At 60.8% G+C, this 13,875-nt stretch carries 15 protein-coding genes; 6 read left to right on the plus strand and 9 right to left on the minus strand.

Annotated features, from left to right (window positions below; genetic code table 11):
* The first annotated feature begins 161 nt into the window (after positions 1 to 161).
* Positions 162 to 899 carry a response regulator transcription factor gene (locus tag C1M53_RS28265; RefSeq protein ID WP_129415396.1) on the plus strand — a complete coding sequence of 246 codons (738 nt, stop codon included), beginning with the start codon at positions 162 to 164 and terminating at the stop codon, positions 897 to 899.
* On the opposite strand, the gene C1M53_RS28270 is transcribed toward C1M53_RS28265, so the two are convergent.
* Genes C1M53_RS28270 through C1M53_RS32260 form a run of 3 tightly spaced genes read right to left on the minus strand, consistent with a single transcriptional unit; the run spans position 816 to position 4,764 of the window.
* Positions 816 to 2,084, minus strand: a complete 1,269-nt coding sequence (locus tag C1M53_RS28270) for a response regulator (RefSeq protein ID WP_129415397.1) — start codon at positions 2,082 to 2,084, stop codon at positions 816 to 818. The genes C1M53_RS28265 and C1M53_RS28270 overlap by 84 nt on opposite strands.
* Positions 2,081 to 3,946: a HAMP domain-containing sensor histidine kinase gene (locus tag C1M53_RS28275; RefSeq protein ID WP_245488332.1), complete on the minus strand. Its 1,866-nt coding sequence runs from the start codon at positions 3,944 to 3,946 to the stop codon at positions 2,081 to 2,083. Before C1M53_RS28275 ends, C1M53_RS28270 begins: the two co-directional genes overlap by 4 nt.
* A complete protein-coding gene (locus tag C1M53_RS32260; protein ID WP_245488334.1) occupies positions 3,943 to 4,764 on the minus strand; it encodes a hypothetical protein in 822 nt (273 codons plus the stop codon). The genes C1M53_RS28275 and C1M53_RS32260 overlap by 4 nt, the downstream gene beginning before the upstream one ends.
* 338 nt (positions 4,765 to 5,102) lie before the next feature.
* On the opposite strand from C1M53_RS32260, the gene C1M53_RS28280 reads away from it, so the two are divergent.
* A complete protein-coding gene (locus tag C1M53_RS28280; protein WP_245488653.1) occupies positions 5,103 to 5,633 on the plus strand; it encodes a hypothetical protein in 531 nt (176 codons plus the stop codon).
* An 88-nt stretch (positions 5,634 to 5,721) separates the two neighbouring features.
* Here the strand turns inward: C1M53_RS28280 and C1M53_RS28285 are convergent, their stop codons facing one another.
* Positions 5,722 to 5,991: a hypothetical protein gene (locus C1M53_RS28285; RefSeq protein ID WP_129415399.1), complete on the minus strand. Its 270-nt coding sequence runs from the start codon at positions 5,989 to 5,991 to the stop codon at positions 5,722 to 5,724.
* A gap of 257 nt (positions 5,992 to 6,248) precedes the next feature.
* On the opposite strand from C1M53_RS28285, the gene C1M53_RS28290 reads away from it, so the two are divergent.
* Together C1M53_RS28290 and C1M53_RS28295 are read left to right on the plus strand one after the other, a co-directional pair.
* Complete coding sequence (locus C1M53_RS28290; protein ID WP_129415400.1) at positions 6,249 to 8,078, plus strand: monovalent cation:proton antiporter-2 (CPA2) family protein; 1,830 nt, start codon at positions 6,249 to 6,251, stop codon at positions 8,076 to 8,078.
* Positions 8,079 to 8,139: 61 nt separating this feature from the next.
* On the plus strand, positions 8,140 to 8,682 hold the full coding sequence (locus tag C1M53_RS28295) for a DUF924 family protein (protein WP_129415401.1): 543 nt from the start codon (positions 8,140 to 8,142) through the stop codon (positions 8,680 to 8,682).
* Positions 8,683 to 8,705: 23 nt separating this feature from the next.
* Here C1M53_RS28295 and folK read toward each other — a convergent pair whose 3' ends face one another.
* From folK to folP, 3 genes are read right to left on the minus strand one after another with little or no spacing between them, the layout of a single operon-like run.
* Entirely contained in the window at positions 8,706 to 9,218 is a 513-nt protein-coding gene (folK, locus tag C1M53_RS28300) for a 2-amino-4-hydroxy-6-hydroxymethyldihydropteridine diphosphokinase (RefSeq protein WP_129415402.1), read from the minus strand.
* Complete coding sequence (gene folB, locus C1M53_RS28305) at positions 9,202 to 9,561, minus strand: dihydroneopterin aldolase (RefSeq protein WP_129415403.1); 360 nt, start codon at positions 9,559 to 9,561, stop codon at positions 9,202 to 9,204. Before folB ends, folK begins: the two co-directional genes overlap by 17 nt.
* Positions 9,561 to 10,412, minus strand: coding sequence for a dihydropteroate synthase (folP, locus tag C1M53_RS28310; protein ID WP_129415404.1), 852 nt, complete (start codon positions 10,410 to 10,412; stop codon positions 9,561 to 9,563). Before folP ends, folB begins: the two co-directional genes overlap by 1 nt.
* Positions 10,413 to 10,496: 84 nt before the next feature.
* On the opposite strand from folP, the gene C1M53_RS28315 reads away from it, so the two are divergent.
* Together C1M53_RS28315 and C1M53_RS28320 are read left to right on the plus strand one after the other, a co-directional pair.
* Positions 10,497 to 11,111: a DUF922 domain-containing protein gene (locus C1M53_RS28315; protein WP_129416400.1), complete on the plus strand. Its 615-nt coding sequence runs from the start codon at positions 10,497 to 10,499 to the stop codon at positions 11,109 to 11,111.
* A gap of 271 nt (positions 11,112 to 11,382) precedes the next feature.
* Positions 11,383 to 12,858, plus strand: a complete 1,476-nt coding sequence (locus tag C1M53_RS28320) for an MDR family MFS transporter (RefSeq protein WP_245488335.1) — start codon at positions 11,383 to 11,385, stop codon at positions 12,856 to 12,858.
* A 45-nt stretch (positions 12,859 to 12,903) separates the two neighbouring features.
* On the opposite strand, the gene C1M53_RS28325 is transcribed toward C1M53_RS28320, so the two are convergent.
* Positions 12,904 to 13,224 carry a 2Fe-2S iron-sulfur cluster-binding protein gene (locus tag C1M53_RS28325; protein ID WP_129415406.1) on the minus strand — a complete coding sequence of 107 codons (321 nt, stop codon included), beginning with the start codon at positions 13,222 to 13,224 and terminating at the stop codon, positions 12,904 to 12,906.
* A gap of 142 nt (positions 13,225 to 13,366) precedes the next feature.
* Complete coding sequence (locus C1M53_RS28330) at positions 13,367 to 13,732, minus strand: Hpt domain-containing protein (protein ID WP_129415407.1); 366 nt, start codon at positions 13,730 to 13,732, stop codon at positions 13,367 to 13,369.
* Between the last annotated feature and the right edge of the window lie 143 nt (positions 13,733 to 13,875).

The raw sequence follows: 13,875 nt of genomic DNA on the forward strand, positions 1-13,875 counted from the left end.
CCTCAGACGATTTTAGTTATAATTTTCAGTGTATTGGACAAACCTTCCCATGCGCGAAAAACATCGACCGGCCCTCACCTCGCTTCATGCGACGCCGACCACGACAAATGACTGTCTTCCCTCCTCGACCGTACGCAGGAATTGCGATTATCGTAGCGGTCATGTCAGTCGCCGAACAAAGATCACGCATTCTCATTGTCGATGACGATCGCCGGCTCTGCAGCTTTCTGGAAAGATTCCTCACGAGCGAAGGCTACGCCATTGTCAGCACCCATGACGGGCGTTCAATGCGGCGCGCGCTGGCCGACGAGGCGTTCGATCTTGTCATCCTCGATCTCGGCTTTCCTGTCGGCGAAGACGGCGTGACCCTGGCGCGCAGCATGCGCTCGCAATACGATCTGCCGCTGATCATGCTGTCGGGCAAGAACACCACAATCGACAAGGTCGTCTGTCTCGAACTGGGGGCCGACGACTACATCACCAAGCCTTTCGAGCCGCGCGAGCTCCTGGCGCGCGTACGCACGGTGATGAGGCGCTTTGCCAAGCGCATCAACCTGCCGGAAGCTGCAGAGGCGGATCGCTCCGCGTCCGTCTGTTTCGACGGCTGGCGGCTCGACCCCACACGCTACAAGCTGTCGTCACCAAATGGCGAAAACGTGCGACTGACCAGTCAGGAGTTCCAGATCCTGTCAGCACTCGTGGAACGGCGCGGTCGCGTCCTGTCACGCGAGCAGATCCTTGACATCGTCGCCAATCGCAGCTGGACGCCCTATGACCGCAGCATCGACGTGCTGATTGGCAAGATACGTCGCAAGTTACGGGACAACGCGCGTGACACCCAGTTCATCAAGACCATTCGCGGTGTCGGCTACATGTTCGCCACTCAAGGTCGGGACTGAGGCACGCGGCAGATAAAGATTGATCCGGGTGCCTTCGTCCGGCTTGCTGGAGATGCCAAGGCGTCCGCCTGACTGGCGCACGAATCCATCGACCATCGTCAGGCCCAGACCGTTGCCCTTGCCCGCAGGTTTGGTGCTGAAGAGCGGTTCCAATGCGCGGCGGCGTACCGCTACCGGCATTCCATGCCCGGTGTCGATGACAGAGATAACGACATACTGACCGGGCAACAGGCCCGACGCGACCCGGGCATCATCCGGCCGAACGACAAAATTGCAAGCCTCGAACCGGAGCCTGCCGCCGTCAGGCATTGCGTCGCGCGCGTTGAGCGCGAGGTTGAGCAGGCTGGTTTCCATCTGCGCCGGGTGAACCTCGATCTCATGCAGATCATCCGCAAGCTCGAGCGAGAGGCTGATGTCGTCGCCCAGCGTACGACGCAAGACGCGCATCAGGTCCGGCATCACCGCATGCAGGTCGACGCGAACCGCATCGCCCCCATCCTGGCGGCCGAAATTGAGCAGGCGCGTCGTCAGGTCGGTACCCGCCTTCACCGCCGCCAGGGCATCATCAAGCATTTGTACCTGCTCCGGCTTGGTTCGCACATGCTCCTGCAGCCAGCGCAGATTGCCGAGCAGGACAGCCAGGATGTTGTTGAAGTCGTGCGCGATGCCTCCGGCCAGTTGTCCCATCGTCTGGATGCGCTGCATCTGCCCGAGCCTCTCGGCGACCAGGCGTTTTTCCTCCATCAGGCGAGTACGCTCGAAGCAGCGCTCCAGCGTCGCCAACAGGTCGGCGCTGTGGAACGGCTTGCACAGATAGTCATAGGCGCCGGCCTGCAATGCCTCCACAGCCGTCTCGACCGAGGCATAGGCGGTCACCATCAGGCAGATGAGATCGGGGCTTTGCCGACGGAACGTCCGGACCAGTTCGACACCGTTGCCGACGCCCAGCCGCACGTCGACCAGGGCAATCGCCGGCTGGTGCAGTGCCAATGCGTCTTGGGCCGACAACGCATCATGCGCGATGATCGCCTGGTAGCCTTCAAGCTCAAGCAATCCGGCGAGACTCGCGGCGAAATCCTCATCATCGTCGACAATGAGGACCCGCTTCTTCTCAACCGTCTCGGCACCCTGCGGGACGATATCGTCGCCGATGAAATCGGTCTGCAGATCGGTCTGGTCTGTCATGACGAACCAGCGCCCGTCCGCGGCAACACGATCGATACGCGTGTGCCGGCGCCTTGTTCGCTGTCGATCAGGACCGAACCGCCATGCTGCTCCACGATGCGCTTGACCAGAGGCATCCCCAGTCCGACGCCAAACGCCTTTGTGCTGAACAGCGGTTCGAACACTCGCGCCACTGTTTCGCGCGACATGCCTGTACCGTTGTCAGCAACGCAGATGATGGCATTCTCACCCTCGCAGCGCGTAGAGACGACAATCGCCGCGTCATCCGCAGCGTGCCCTTCGCAGGCCTGGAGAGCATTGGCCAGAACATTCGAGAAAGCCTGCCGCAGCCGCTCACCATCGGCCGCTATCCTGCATCCGGCAGCAAGCTGGAGCTGTATTGGTCGCGTGGCATCCTGTTCGGCGACATGTTGAGCCACCCACCGGTCGATCAGGATTGGCGTCACGGTCAGGGCGTGCTTGCGCGAGAAGTCGAGCAGGTCCTCGATGATCCTCACGCAGCGCCAGGCATTTCGCTGCAACCGTTGCAGTTCGGAGAGTACCGGCTCGTCAGCATTCTTCAGCGAACGAAGCAGAACGTCGGCTGATGTCACCAAGGTACCCAAAGGATTGCGCAACTCATGGCTGACGGTTGCCGTGATCTGGCCGATGGCGGCAAGGCGTTCGTTGCTTGCCAGGTCACTCTGGGTCTGGCGCAGTTTTTCCAGTGACGCAACGAGGTCTCGTTCGGCAAGTTCGCGGCTCTCTTGCGACAGCACGATCCACCAGGCGCCGATGCCCAGCAGAGGCAGCAGAGCGAGGAAGACGCGCAGAAGCAGTTGGCCGCTTGCCAGATGGGGTTGTTCCGATCCCGGCTCGATCAATCGGTAGGTGAGAAGAAACACGCCGCCGGCGACCACCGCGAGGGCAAACAGCACCCCCGCCACCTTGAGCAGGCGCTGTCCCATTCGGGGAGCGATCTTGTCGCGCATATGCGGCAGCGCCCGGCCAACATATCGCGTGCGCGAGGTCTCCAGCGCACCTCCCGGCGACTTGCATACATCGTGGCAATGCGAATCCAGACTGCAGCACAACGAGCAGATCGGCTGCTCGTAGAAAGTGCAGTGGACCATATCGGAGCCTTCATAGGTGACACCGCAGATGGCGCATAAATTGTTGTCCGGTGTCGTCGCGGGCAACTCGACGGGCTGGCGCGCCAGATAATACCGCCCCCTGGTCGCGACACCGATCGCCACGGCACCGCCAAGCGCGGTGACAAAAGCGATCGGTGCTGCATAGGCTTGTGCCATGACGCCGAAAAAGCCGGAGAAACACAGAAAGGCGGCGAAAGACGCCATGGCCATCGAACCACAGCCGACGGGATTGAAATTGTAGAGATAGGCGCGCTTGAATTCGGGGAAAGCGGGGCTGATCCCAAGCGGCTTGAGGATGGCGAGATCGGCGAAGATCGAGCCGATCCAGGCGGCGGCGATGATCGAGTAGACCGCCAGCACAAGCTCGAGCGTCTGGAAGATGCCGAGCAGCATCAACAGCAGAGAGATCAGGATGTTGAATACCAGCCACACGACCCGGCCGGGGTGATAATGGGTGACGCGCGAAAAGAAGTTGGACCAGGCCAACGAGCCGGCATAGGCGTTGGTGACGTTGATCTTGACCTGGGAAATCAGCACGAATGCCGCGGCAAGGGCGAGCACGACACGTGGGTCGGAGCTCACATACTCGTATGCCTTGATATACATGTGGATGGGTTCGAGCGCCGTTGACCGCGACAAGCCGGCCTGGATTGCGAGCACTGCCAGCAAGCTGCCGCAGAGGATCTTGAACCCGCCGACGACGATCCAGCCCGGGCCGGCGGCAATCACGGCCGCCCACCAGCGGAAACGATTCTCGGGCGTCTTGTCAGGCAGAAAGCGCAGATAGTCGACCTGTTCGCCGATCTGGATGGACAGCGCGGACAGAACACCGACAGCGGAGCCGAATGCCAGGAATTGAACCCCTCGCCTGTCATGTCGCTGCCGACAAAAGCAGCCCATTGGTCGAGCGTATCGGGATGGGCAAACAGGATGTAGGCGAACGGTGCCAAATGCATGGCGATCCAGATCGGCTGCGACAGGAGTTGCAGCTTGCTGATCAGCGTCACGCCCATGAAGGTGATCGGGATGATGACAACGGAAGAAATGACATACCCAAGCACGAGCGGCACATCGGCAAACAGATTGAGCGCCTGCGCCATGATCACGCCTTCGAGGGCGAAAAAAATGAAGGTGAACGTCGCGTAGATCAGCGAGGTGATCGTGGATCCTATGTAGCCAAAGCCGGCACCGCGCGTCAGCAGGTCCATGTCGATGTTGTAACGGCTGGAGTAATAGGCGATCGGGAGGCTTGTCGCGAAAACAAACAGGCAGGTCACCAGGATCGCGGGAAAGGCATTGGCGAAGCCGTAGCTGAGTGTGATAGCGCCGCCGATAGCCTCGAGGGCCAGGAACGAAATCCCGCCCAGAGCGGTGTTGGCAATGACAAATGGCGACCATCGGCGAAACGACCGAGCCGCGTACCGGAGCGAATAATCTTCCAGCGTCTCGTTGGCGATCCAGGAATGGTAGGATCGCAAGGCTGGCAACTGCGGCGTTTCCATCAAGTTCCGCACGCATGCGCGATGGCCCGATACAGCGATCGGCACATGAACCTGCTCCTCCCAAATCTGCTCCCGGTCAAATGATCACACAAAGGCGATTGCCAGACCAGCCCGCCGGAGCGTTGCCGTCAGGCGGAGGCAGTCCTGCAGCGGCGAAGCCGTGGCACATTCGATTCTGCCTGACGCGTCCAGCGCCGCCTCGCCGTTAAGCGTCCGATCGAACTTTGTCGCTGTCGCATTCCTCGCCTCCAGCGGGGTTCCTTCCTTCCAATTGCCCTCAGGTGACGAAGCATTAACCAATCTTCTTCATGGTTGACCTCGTTCCAACACAGCGTCCTCGTTGCCGGGTGTCATCCATGAAAAGAGTGTTCCTGTCCGCCGCCATGCCTTTTGCGCTCGCGGCTGCCGCCTCGGTCGTGGCAGGTAGCTCGGCATTCGGCGCCGATCGTGACAAGCAGTTTTTCCAATCGGTCGAGGGACAGTGGATCGGGCCAGGCGAAATCGTCGCCGGCAAGTACAAGGGAACCAAGTTCAACTGCAATTTCAAAGGGTCCACGCCGGAAGGCAGCAAGGTCGGCATGACGCTGGATGGTGATTGTCGCGTCGGCGTCTTTTCACAGAAGATGGGAGCAACCATCGAGCGCAAGGGACGCGACGGCTACAAGGGCTCCTTCATGGGCGGTTCCTCTGGCGCGGGACTGGATATCATCTCGGGAAATGTCGTCGACAACCGGAAGGTTGTCTTCGCGATCAACCGCAATCAGCTGCGCGGTGTCATGCAGGCGCGTATCCCCAACGACAATTCGATGATCGTCACCGTATCGGTGAAGGTCGACGAGCAGATGGTTCCGGTGATCGGCATGAACCTGAAGCGTGTCGACGACGTGGCCGTGGGGGCCATTGCTCGGAACTGACACGCGATACCTTCCAGAAAAACAAACGGCGGCCACGGGCCGCCGTTTCAATATGCGCGAGGCCTCTGCCTCGCATGGAAGCGGGCAATCAGCCCTTCTTCACTTCAGCGATGATCTCGTCATAGGCCTTGCAGGCATCGGCCTGGTTGTTCGAGCCCGAATATTTGGTGGCGATTTCCTGAACCTTGGCAGCCCATTCCGTAGCCTTGGCCGGGTTCTTGGTCACAGCTTCCTGAACCGCGGTCGTCAGTTCCTGGGTCTTCTTGCCGATGACCTCTGCGGTGCATTCAGGCGCCTTCGAGCAGGCCGAAAGACCGAGCGCCGCCACGCCGACAACAGTCAGCACAATCTTCTTCATGGTAATCCTCTCTCCATAGTGGCGGCGATCCCGTCCGCCCGCGTTTGTGGCCCCAGCCTCGCCGTCCATAGCGCGCCATTGCTGCCTACTGCAACTCACCAACGTACAGCTATTGGAAATATTGGATTTACCAGCTTTGAGGCACTCATTAGCGAGGCCTGAAACACGGTGATTCGGGGCTGTTCGTCGCGAGACGAACCTCCTATCCTGATCCGGGGGCTCCTCCCTCCAGCGATGCGGCGAGAACAGGTAGAGCGATGGCGGTTGAGGCTTCAAACAGCGAACTGGTGAATGTGGTCGCGCTTCTCGGCGCCGGCGTCATCGCCGTGCCGATATTCAAGCGCGCCGGCCTCGGCTCGATTCTCGGCTATCTGGCTGCGGGCCTGGCAATCGGTCCGTTCGGCCTGGGTATCTTTTCCGACCCCGCCGCAATCCTGCATGTGGCGGAGCTTGGCGTGGTGATGTTCCTGTTCATCATAGGCCTCGAAATGCAGCCGTCCCGACTATGGGGTCTGCGTCGCGACATCTTCGGGCTCGGCGCGCTGCAGGTCGGCTTGTGCGCCCTGTTGCTGACGGCATGCGGACTTGCTGGCGGCTTTCCGGTCGCCCAGGCTTTTGTCGCTGGCGCCGGCTTTGTGCTGACATCGACGGCCATCGTCATGCAACTGCTCGAGGAACAGGGCGAGATCGCCACGCCGAAAGGCCAGCGCATGGTCTCGATCCTGCTGCTCGAGGATCTGGCCATCGTGCCGCTCCTGGCCCTGGTGGCGTTCCTGGCACCCGGTGGCGCCGACACCACCTTGCAGCAGCGTTTCACCGAGATCGGTATCGGCATTGCGGCCATAGTCGGCCTGGTGGTTGCCGGCCGTTATCTGCTCAACCCGTTGTTTCGGGTCCTGGCGGATGCACGCGCCCGCGAGGTGATGACAGCCGCGGCGCTGCTGGTCGTACTGGGATCGGCGCTCGCCATGCAGATGAGTGGCCTTTCCATGGCGATGGGAGCCTTCCTCGCCGGCGTGCTTCTGTCGGAGTCAACCTTCCGACACCAGCTCGAGGCCGATATCGAGCCGTTTCGCGGCGTCCTGCTCGGTCTGTTCTTTCTCGCTGTCGGCATGTCGCTCAACCTCGCCGTCGTGGCCGAGAACTGGCAGCTGGTCGCGATCTACGTCGTTGCCTACATGGTGGCCAAGGCGCTTGGCATCTATGGGGTAGCGCGCCTTCTGAAGGCATCGAACCGAGAAGCGATCGAACGTGCCGCGGTCATGGCGCAAGGCGGCGAATTCGCCTTCGTGCTTTATTCCTCGGCCACGCAAGCCGGCATCATCGACGGCCGGGCAAACGCCATTCTCACCGCCATCATCATCATCTCGATGGTGCTGACACCTTTGGTGATCATAGCCCTCCGCTACCTGTATCCACCGCGCGACGAGCCCTCGCTTGACGGCGTCGATGTCGCGGAAGGCCTGTCCGGTTCAGTGCTGATCATCGGCTTTGGCCGTTTCGGCCAGATCGCCAGCCAGCCGCTCATCCTGCGTGGCGTCGACGTTTCGATCATCGACAACGACGTCGAGATGATCCAGGCCGCCGCGAATTTCGGCTTCAAGGTCTATTACGGCGACGGCACGAGGCTGGATATCCTGCACGCCGCGGGTGCCGGGCGCGCCCGCGCGGTGCTTATCTGCGTCGACAAGCCAGAAGTCGCTGTGCGCATCGCGGAGTTGGTGAAGGCCGAGTTCCCGCTGGTGACGGTGTTCGCCCGAGCCTACGATCGCGGCACGTCGCTGCAACTGGTCAAGGCCGGTGTCGACTATCAGCTGCGCGAAACCTTCGAATCGGCATTGGTCTTCGGCGGTTCAACACTAGAGGCGCTGGGCGAAGACCCGGACGAAGTCGCGGAGATCATTGAGGAAGTCCGCCAGCGCGATTCTGCACGGTTCGACCTGCAGCTCACCGGCGATATCCGCGATGGTCGCAACTTCCTGAAGGGAAATCTCGCAACGCCGGCTCCCGCACCAGTGACGCAACCGCGTCGCCCGGCGCAGGCGCTCAGCGAGGAAACCGCCGAAGTGTTGAAAAACGCGACCTGACCGGCTTAAACGAATTCGAGAAACTGCGTTCAACTCTTTGATAAAAAGGAAAATAATAGACATGGTAGATGAACGCGCACTCGATGTGACGACCTTCTGGCGCAACGCCGGAACGGATGCGTGGTTCACGAAGGATGCGGCCTTCGACACCGAGTTCAGGACTCGTTTCCTGGATTTGCATCACGCAGCGGCGCGGCGGGAACTGGATGGCTGGATCGACCATCCCGAGAGCGCCCTCGCACTGATGATCCTGCTCGACCAATTCCCGCGCAACTGCTTCCGCGGCACCGCGCATATGTTCGCCACCGATCCGCTGGCTCGCCATTTTGCTGCCAAGGCGGTAGCTGCGGGGCACGATCTGGCACTCGACGTCGCAGTCCGGGTCTTTCTCTACCTGCCCTTCGAACATTCCGAGAGCCTTGAAGACCAGCAGCGCAGCGTCGAACTGACCGAAGCGAACGCGCCGGACTATCTGAGCTATGCAGTCGAACACCTTGAGATCATCGAGCGTTTCGGCCGCTTCCCACATCGCAATCCGCCGCTCGGCCGCGAGACCACCGTGCAGGAAAAGGCGTTTCTCGATGGTGGCGGCTTCTCGGGCTAAAGCAATGTCGCGGGTTGGCCGGATCAGGCCGACCACCATTCACGGCCGGAACGCAACCGCTCGATGCCGGTGATGTCCATCGCCGCAAGGCGCTCCGACACGGTCTTGCCAGCCAGAACCAGTTCCGGTGCAATTTCCGCCAGCGGCACCATGACGAAGGCACGCTCCAGCATGCGTGGATGCGGGACCGCCAGCTCGGTTTCATGGATGGCACGGTTACCGAAGACGAGGATGTCGATGTCGATCAGGCGTGGCCCCCAACGCTCCTCGCGTACCCGCTTCAACCTGCGTTCGGTTTCCAGGCACAACTCCAGGAGCACATGCGGCGTCAGCTCGGTGGTCAGTTCCGCGGCAATGTTCAGGAAATCGGGCTGGTCGGTCTTTCCCCAGGGCGGCGTACGATAGAGCGAGGAGACCGCGACGACACGCGTCGCGGCATCGTCGTCCAACATACGCAGGGCTGCGGCGATGGACTGGGCCGGATCGCCGAGATTGCCGCCAAGGCTGAGAAAAACGGTGTTATTGCGGCCAGACAACGGTGACCTCGACGTGATCGAGCACGCCGGGCACCGGCGCATTGGGCTTGCGGACGGTGATTTCGGCCGTCTTGATCTGCGGGAAACGCCGGGTCAGCGCCTTGGCGACATCAAGTGCCAGGGCCTCGATGAGAAAACGCCGCTCGCCGGTGATGATCTTCTCGATAACGGTGAACGCAACGCCATAGTCGACAGTGCTGTCGATGGCATCCTCGTCCAGTTCCTTGGCCGGATCGACGGTCAGCACCGCATCGACATAGAAGCGCTGGCCAAGCCGCTCTTCCTCGTCATGCACGCCGTGCCTGGCAAAGAAGGCGCAGTTCTTCATCCGGATGACGTACATTATCTAGGTTCCTGCGAGGTGTTGCTGCGAGCCAGCATAGCATCCGTCATGGCGAGAGCGTCCACGTTGATTGCGACATCGTGGACGCGAAACAGATCGGCACCCTTCAGCCTCAGGATGACGCTGGTGGCTGCAGTGCCGGCCGCCCGATCCGAGGCATCCTTGCCGGTGACGGTGCCTACAAAACGCTTGCGGGACGTGCCGACGATGAGCGGAAAACCGAGACCAGCCAATTCTCCGAAACGCACCATCAGATCGAGGTTTTCGCCGGCCGTTTCCTTGTTGAAACCGAAGCCGGGGTCGAGCACGATCTGGCCGTCGCCGATGCCGGCTTTCCGTGCAATTTCGAGCGATTCCCCAAGGAAGAGGCGCTGATCTGCGATGACATCGGTCAATTTCTCGCGCCCCCGACCGGTATGCATGATGACAACGCCAGCTCGGGCCCTCGAAACCTCATTGGCGATTTCAGGATCCTTCTGTAACCCACAGACATCATTGACAATATGAGCACCAGCTTCAATTGCCAGGCGCGCCGTTTCGGCGCGGTAGGTGTCAATGGAGATCAACGCGTCGCCGCGCCTTGCCAGTTGCTCTATCACCGGCAGCACGCGTTGCTGTTCCTGCTGCGCCGTAACGGCCGCAGCCCCCGGCCGGGTCGATTCACCACCAACATCGATGATGGCAGCTCCCTCCCCAACCATGCGGCCAGCCTGCTCGACCGCCAGTTGCAGTGCGTCAAACCGGCCGCCATCCGAGAATGAATCCGGGGTAACGTTGAGGATGCCCATGACGACGGACTTCTCGCCGAGGTCGAGATGGCGTCCGTGCGCCAATTGCCACCGTCTGTTCATCTTTGCCCGCCAAGCTGCGCTGGCGATACGTATTTCGTTGCGCCGGCAACGGCCGTAACGCAAGGTGGGGCAAGAGGCAATAAAATGAATCGTACCCTGCTGACCGCATTGCTCGTCCTTTTCGCCGTTTCCACGGCCGATGCGGCGAATCTCGTCAAGACCTACAGTTATTTTTCGATCGGTGGACGCTCCCTCGAGCAGATTCAGGCGGAGCTGTCGAAACGTGGGCCATCTGTGAAATCCACCGGCATGCGCCATCCCGGCGCCACCCGCATGGCCTTCACCAGCCGCATCGGGTACGCCGACGCACCGGATTCGTGCCGCATTGTCTCGGCCGTCGTGACGGTAAAGACCCATGTCATCCTGCCCAGATGGAAGCCGAACGGCAAGGTAGGCCCGGATGTGCGGCTGTTCTGGAACACGCTCGCGGCCGACATAAAGCGGCATGAGGACCGCCACGTCGAAATCGCCAAGGACTACGGAAAACGCCTCGAAAGCTCCCTGAAAGGTATTGGCAAGGAGGCCAACTGCAAGATCGCTGCCGCGAAAGCCCGTGAGGTGACGGCAAAGATCCTCAGCCAACATGATCAGGCGCAGGTTGAATTCGACCGGGTCGAAATGGTCAATTTCGAAAGCCGTATCATCCGGCTGATGCGTTACCGTATCCAGCAGATCGAGGCAGGTCGTTTACCTGGCTGAGTCATAGCCCGGGATTTTATCGGATTTTGTGAAACAGGATCAACGGAAGCAAGCCGTTGGTCCTTGAGACTCGCGCGCTATATAGGGAACGAGATTGCCGACGGGAGCACATTCGTTCCGTCCGGAGACAAGAAATTGCAGCCGTCTGTCGAAATGCGCACAGCCGGTGCGACATAGGTTCGGCCAATACAACTCTTGACCAGCACGGGCGAACAAAGCCGCCGCATACCCGGGCACTGCCGGGTTTGCCACGGCAGACAGGTGAATGACCATGGACCAGACTGTTTCTAAAGCAGCGGCCGGCGACGGCGCGCTTTCGGAAAGCGAAAAGAACGCCATCATTGGCGGCGTGCTCCTGTCGATGCTGCTCGCCGCGCTCGACCAGACCATCGTCGCCCCCGCCATGCCGACCATAGCGGAAGCGCTGGGCCATGCGCAGTACCTGCCCTGGATCGTCACCGGTTATCTGCTCACAGCAACCGCCATGGCCCCGCTTTACGGCAAGATTTCTGATGTGCATGGCCGTCGGCCGACGCTCTATGCCGCGATCCTGATCTTCCTGGCTGGCTCGCTGGTGGCAGCACTCGCCCCCAATATGCTGGTTCTCATCATCGGCCGCGCCATCCAGGGGCTGGGCGGTGGCGGCCTGTTTGCGATGGCCCAGACGGTGATCGGCGACCTGGTGCCGCCAAAGGAGCGCGCCCGCTATGCCGCCTGGATTTCCGGTACCTGGGCCGTCGCCAGCATTGCGGGGCCTCTGCTTGGCGGCACCTTTGCCGAACACCTACACTGGTCGCTCATCTTCTGGATCAACCTGCCGCTCGGCCTGCTGGCAATGGCCATCATCAACAAACCGCTGAGAAAACTTCCCGTGGCCGCCCATCGCCACAGCATCGACTGGCTCGGCGCTGCGCTGCTCGTCGTTGCCACCTCGCTGCTGCTTCTGGCATTGAACTGGGGCGGCGGCACCTATCCGTGGAGTTCTGCCCAGATTCTCGGCTTGTTCGCAGCCTCTGCCTTCGTGTGGGCCGTCTTCGCGCTTCGGCTGGTCAAGGCGCTCGAACCGTTGATATCGCTGAACGTACTTGGCAATTCGATCGTGCTCGCCGGCACTCTGTCGCTATTCCTCCTGCAGGCCGCCAATGTCGGGCTTTCCGTATACCTTCCGGTTTACCTGCAGGCCCATCTCGGCCTGACTGCATCGGAATCCGGCATGGCAATGCTCGGCATCCTGCTCGGTACGGTTGCCGGCGCGACCACGGCGGGCCGCCTGACCCCGCGCTTTACCCACTACAAGCGGCTGGCACTGGCGGGCGTTTGCTTCGGTGTCGTCGCCTTGACCGTGCTTGCTTTCGTTGCCGGCAGTACGTCACTGACCTGGGTGGTGGTGCTGACCACCTGCGTCGGTTATGGCGCGGGCACGACTTTCCCTGTGGCAACCATTTCCGTGCAGAACGCAGTCGAGCGCAGCCATCTCGGCGTGGCGACAGGCGTGCTCACCTTCATGCGCTCGCTGGGCGGCGCGCTCGGTGTCGCTTTGCTTGGCGCGGTCGGTGCCGCCTACGGTCTCCCATTGATGGGGGAAGGCATGCAGGCACAGACGCAGTTGTCGTCAGCAGTTCCGTTTGCGGCGATTTTCTTCGTCAGTATGGCGCTGCTCGTCGCAACGCTTGCTGCACTGGCAGCAATGCCAGAAAAGCCGCTGCGGGGACGCGACGAAGCCGAAACACCGATGATTGCGGAATAAACTGTTTACAAACAGATTATTACAGCCGCACTCTAAGGTCGAAAATCAGCCCTGGCGCTCAGGAATGCGCACCACCAACCCATCCAGTTCATCACGAACCTTGATCTGGCAGGACAAGCGCGAGTTTGGCTGAACCTCGTAGGCGAAGTCGAGCATATCCTCTTCCATCGTCTCTGGCTCGCCGACCACACCCGTCCAGGCTTCGTCGACGTAGACGTGGCAGGTGGCACAGGCACAGGCTCCGCCGCATTCGGCTTCAATGCCGGGAACCGCATTGCGGATCGCGTTCTCCATGACGGTCGAGCCGTTTTCGGCATCGACGTCAAAATGCGTCCCGTCATGGGTGATGTAGGTCAGTTTTGTCATTTGATCACCTGAGAAGTCACAGCCGAGATAATCACTCGGCGGCGCAAGTCAACTGCCGCGCGAAATCGCCCCAAAGTGACGCTTTTTGAAAAAACGGACTTCGGCCAGTCAGCGGCGATCGTCCATCCAGCCGTCAACTGCTCTAGCGGCTGATCGCGGCAATGAAGTCGCGGACGTCCTCGACCAGCGGCCCCAGCTTTTTAACGAGGCGATCATCTTCCGGCTGGCGCTCGAACGCGACCGCCCAATCGGCAATTGCCGAAGCACCAACGCCGCGAGCCGAGCCCTTCAAAGCGTGTGCCAAAAGGAGACGCTGGCTTTTGTCGGCACCTGGCAGTTTCTCATCCACCGACAGCGCCTGCTGTACAAACAGCGCGAGCACCTCGCGCTCCAGATCCCGATCGCCCATGGTTTGCCGGGACAGATGTTCCATATCCACAGGCCTGCTGCGGGCCCGGCCCGACGCTTCTCCACCCGGCATAGAGAACGCCACGTTTACGCTACGCATACCACTCAACTCCATTGCCGCGGCCGCCCGAGGCCTTACAAACTAACGAATTCCGATGGATGACGGGTTAACAAGGAGTTGTGAAAAATGTTTGGCAACGCCGGTTCGGCTCACGCTCTCGTTAACCTTATATTTAAAGTTTT

This window comes from Mesorhizobium sp. Pch-S (assembly GCF_004136315.1).
In the GTDB taxonomy this organism is placed as follows: domain Bacteria; phylum Pseudomonadota; class Alphaproteobacteria; order Rhizobiales; family Rhizobiaceae; genus Mesorhizobium.

Coding starts and splice junctions, on each gene's coding strand:
- C1M53_RS28280 (WP_245488653.1), top strand. CDS start 5,103: ATGCCTTTTGCGCTCGCGGCTGCCGCCTCGGTCGTGGCAGGTAGCTCG.
- C1M53_RS28265 (WP_129415396.1), top strand. CDS start 162: ATGTCAGTCGCCGAACAAAGATCACGCATTCTCATTGTCGATGACGAT.
- C1M53_RS28320 (WP_245488335.1), top strand. CDS start 11,383: ATGGACCAGACTGTTTCTAAAGCAGCGGCCGGCGACGGCGCGCTTTCG.
- C1M53_RS28325 (WP_129415406.1), bottom strand. CDS start 13,224: ATGACAAAACTGACCTACATCACCCATGACGGGACGCATTTTGACGTC.
- folB (WP_129415403.1), bottom strand. CDS start 9,561: ATGTACGTCATCCGGATGAAGAACTGCGCCTTCTTTGCCAGGCACGGC.
- folP (WP_129415404.1), bottom strand. CDS start 10,412: ATGAACAGACGGTGGCAATTGGCGCACGGACGCCATCTCGACCTCGGC.
- C1M53_RS28330 (WP_129415407.1), bottom strand. CDS start 13,732: ATGCGTAGCGTAAACGTGGCGTTCTCTATGCCGGGTGGAGAAGCGTCG.
- C1M53_RS28295 (WP_129415401.1), top strand. CDS start 8,140: ATGGTAGATGAACGCGCACTCGATGTGACGACCTTCTGGCGCAACGCC.
- C1M53_RS28285 (WP_129415399.1), bottom strand. CDS start 5,991: ATGAAGAAGATTGTGCTGACTGTTGTCGGCGTGGCGGCGCTCGGTCTT.
- C1M53_RS28270 (WP_129415397.1), bottom strand. CDS start 2,084: ATGACAGACCAGACCGATCTGCAGACCGATTTCATCGGCGACGATATC.
- C1M53_RS28315 (WP_129416400.1), top strand. CDS start 10,497: ATGAATCGTACCCTGCTGACCGCATTGCTCGTCCTTTTCGCCGTTTCC.
- C1M53_RS28290 (WP_129415400.1), top strand. CDS start 6,249: ATGGCGGTTGAGGCTTCAAACAGCGAACTGGTGAATGTGGTCGCGCTT.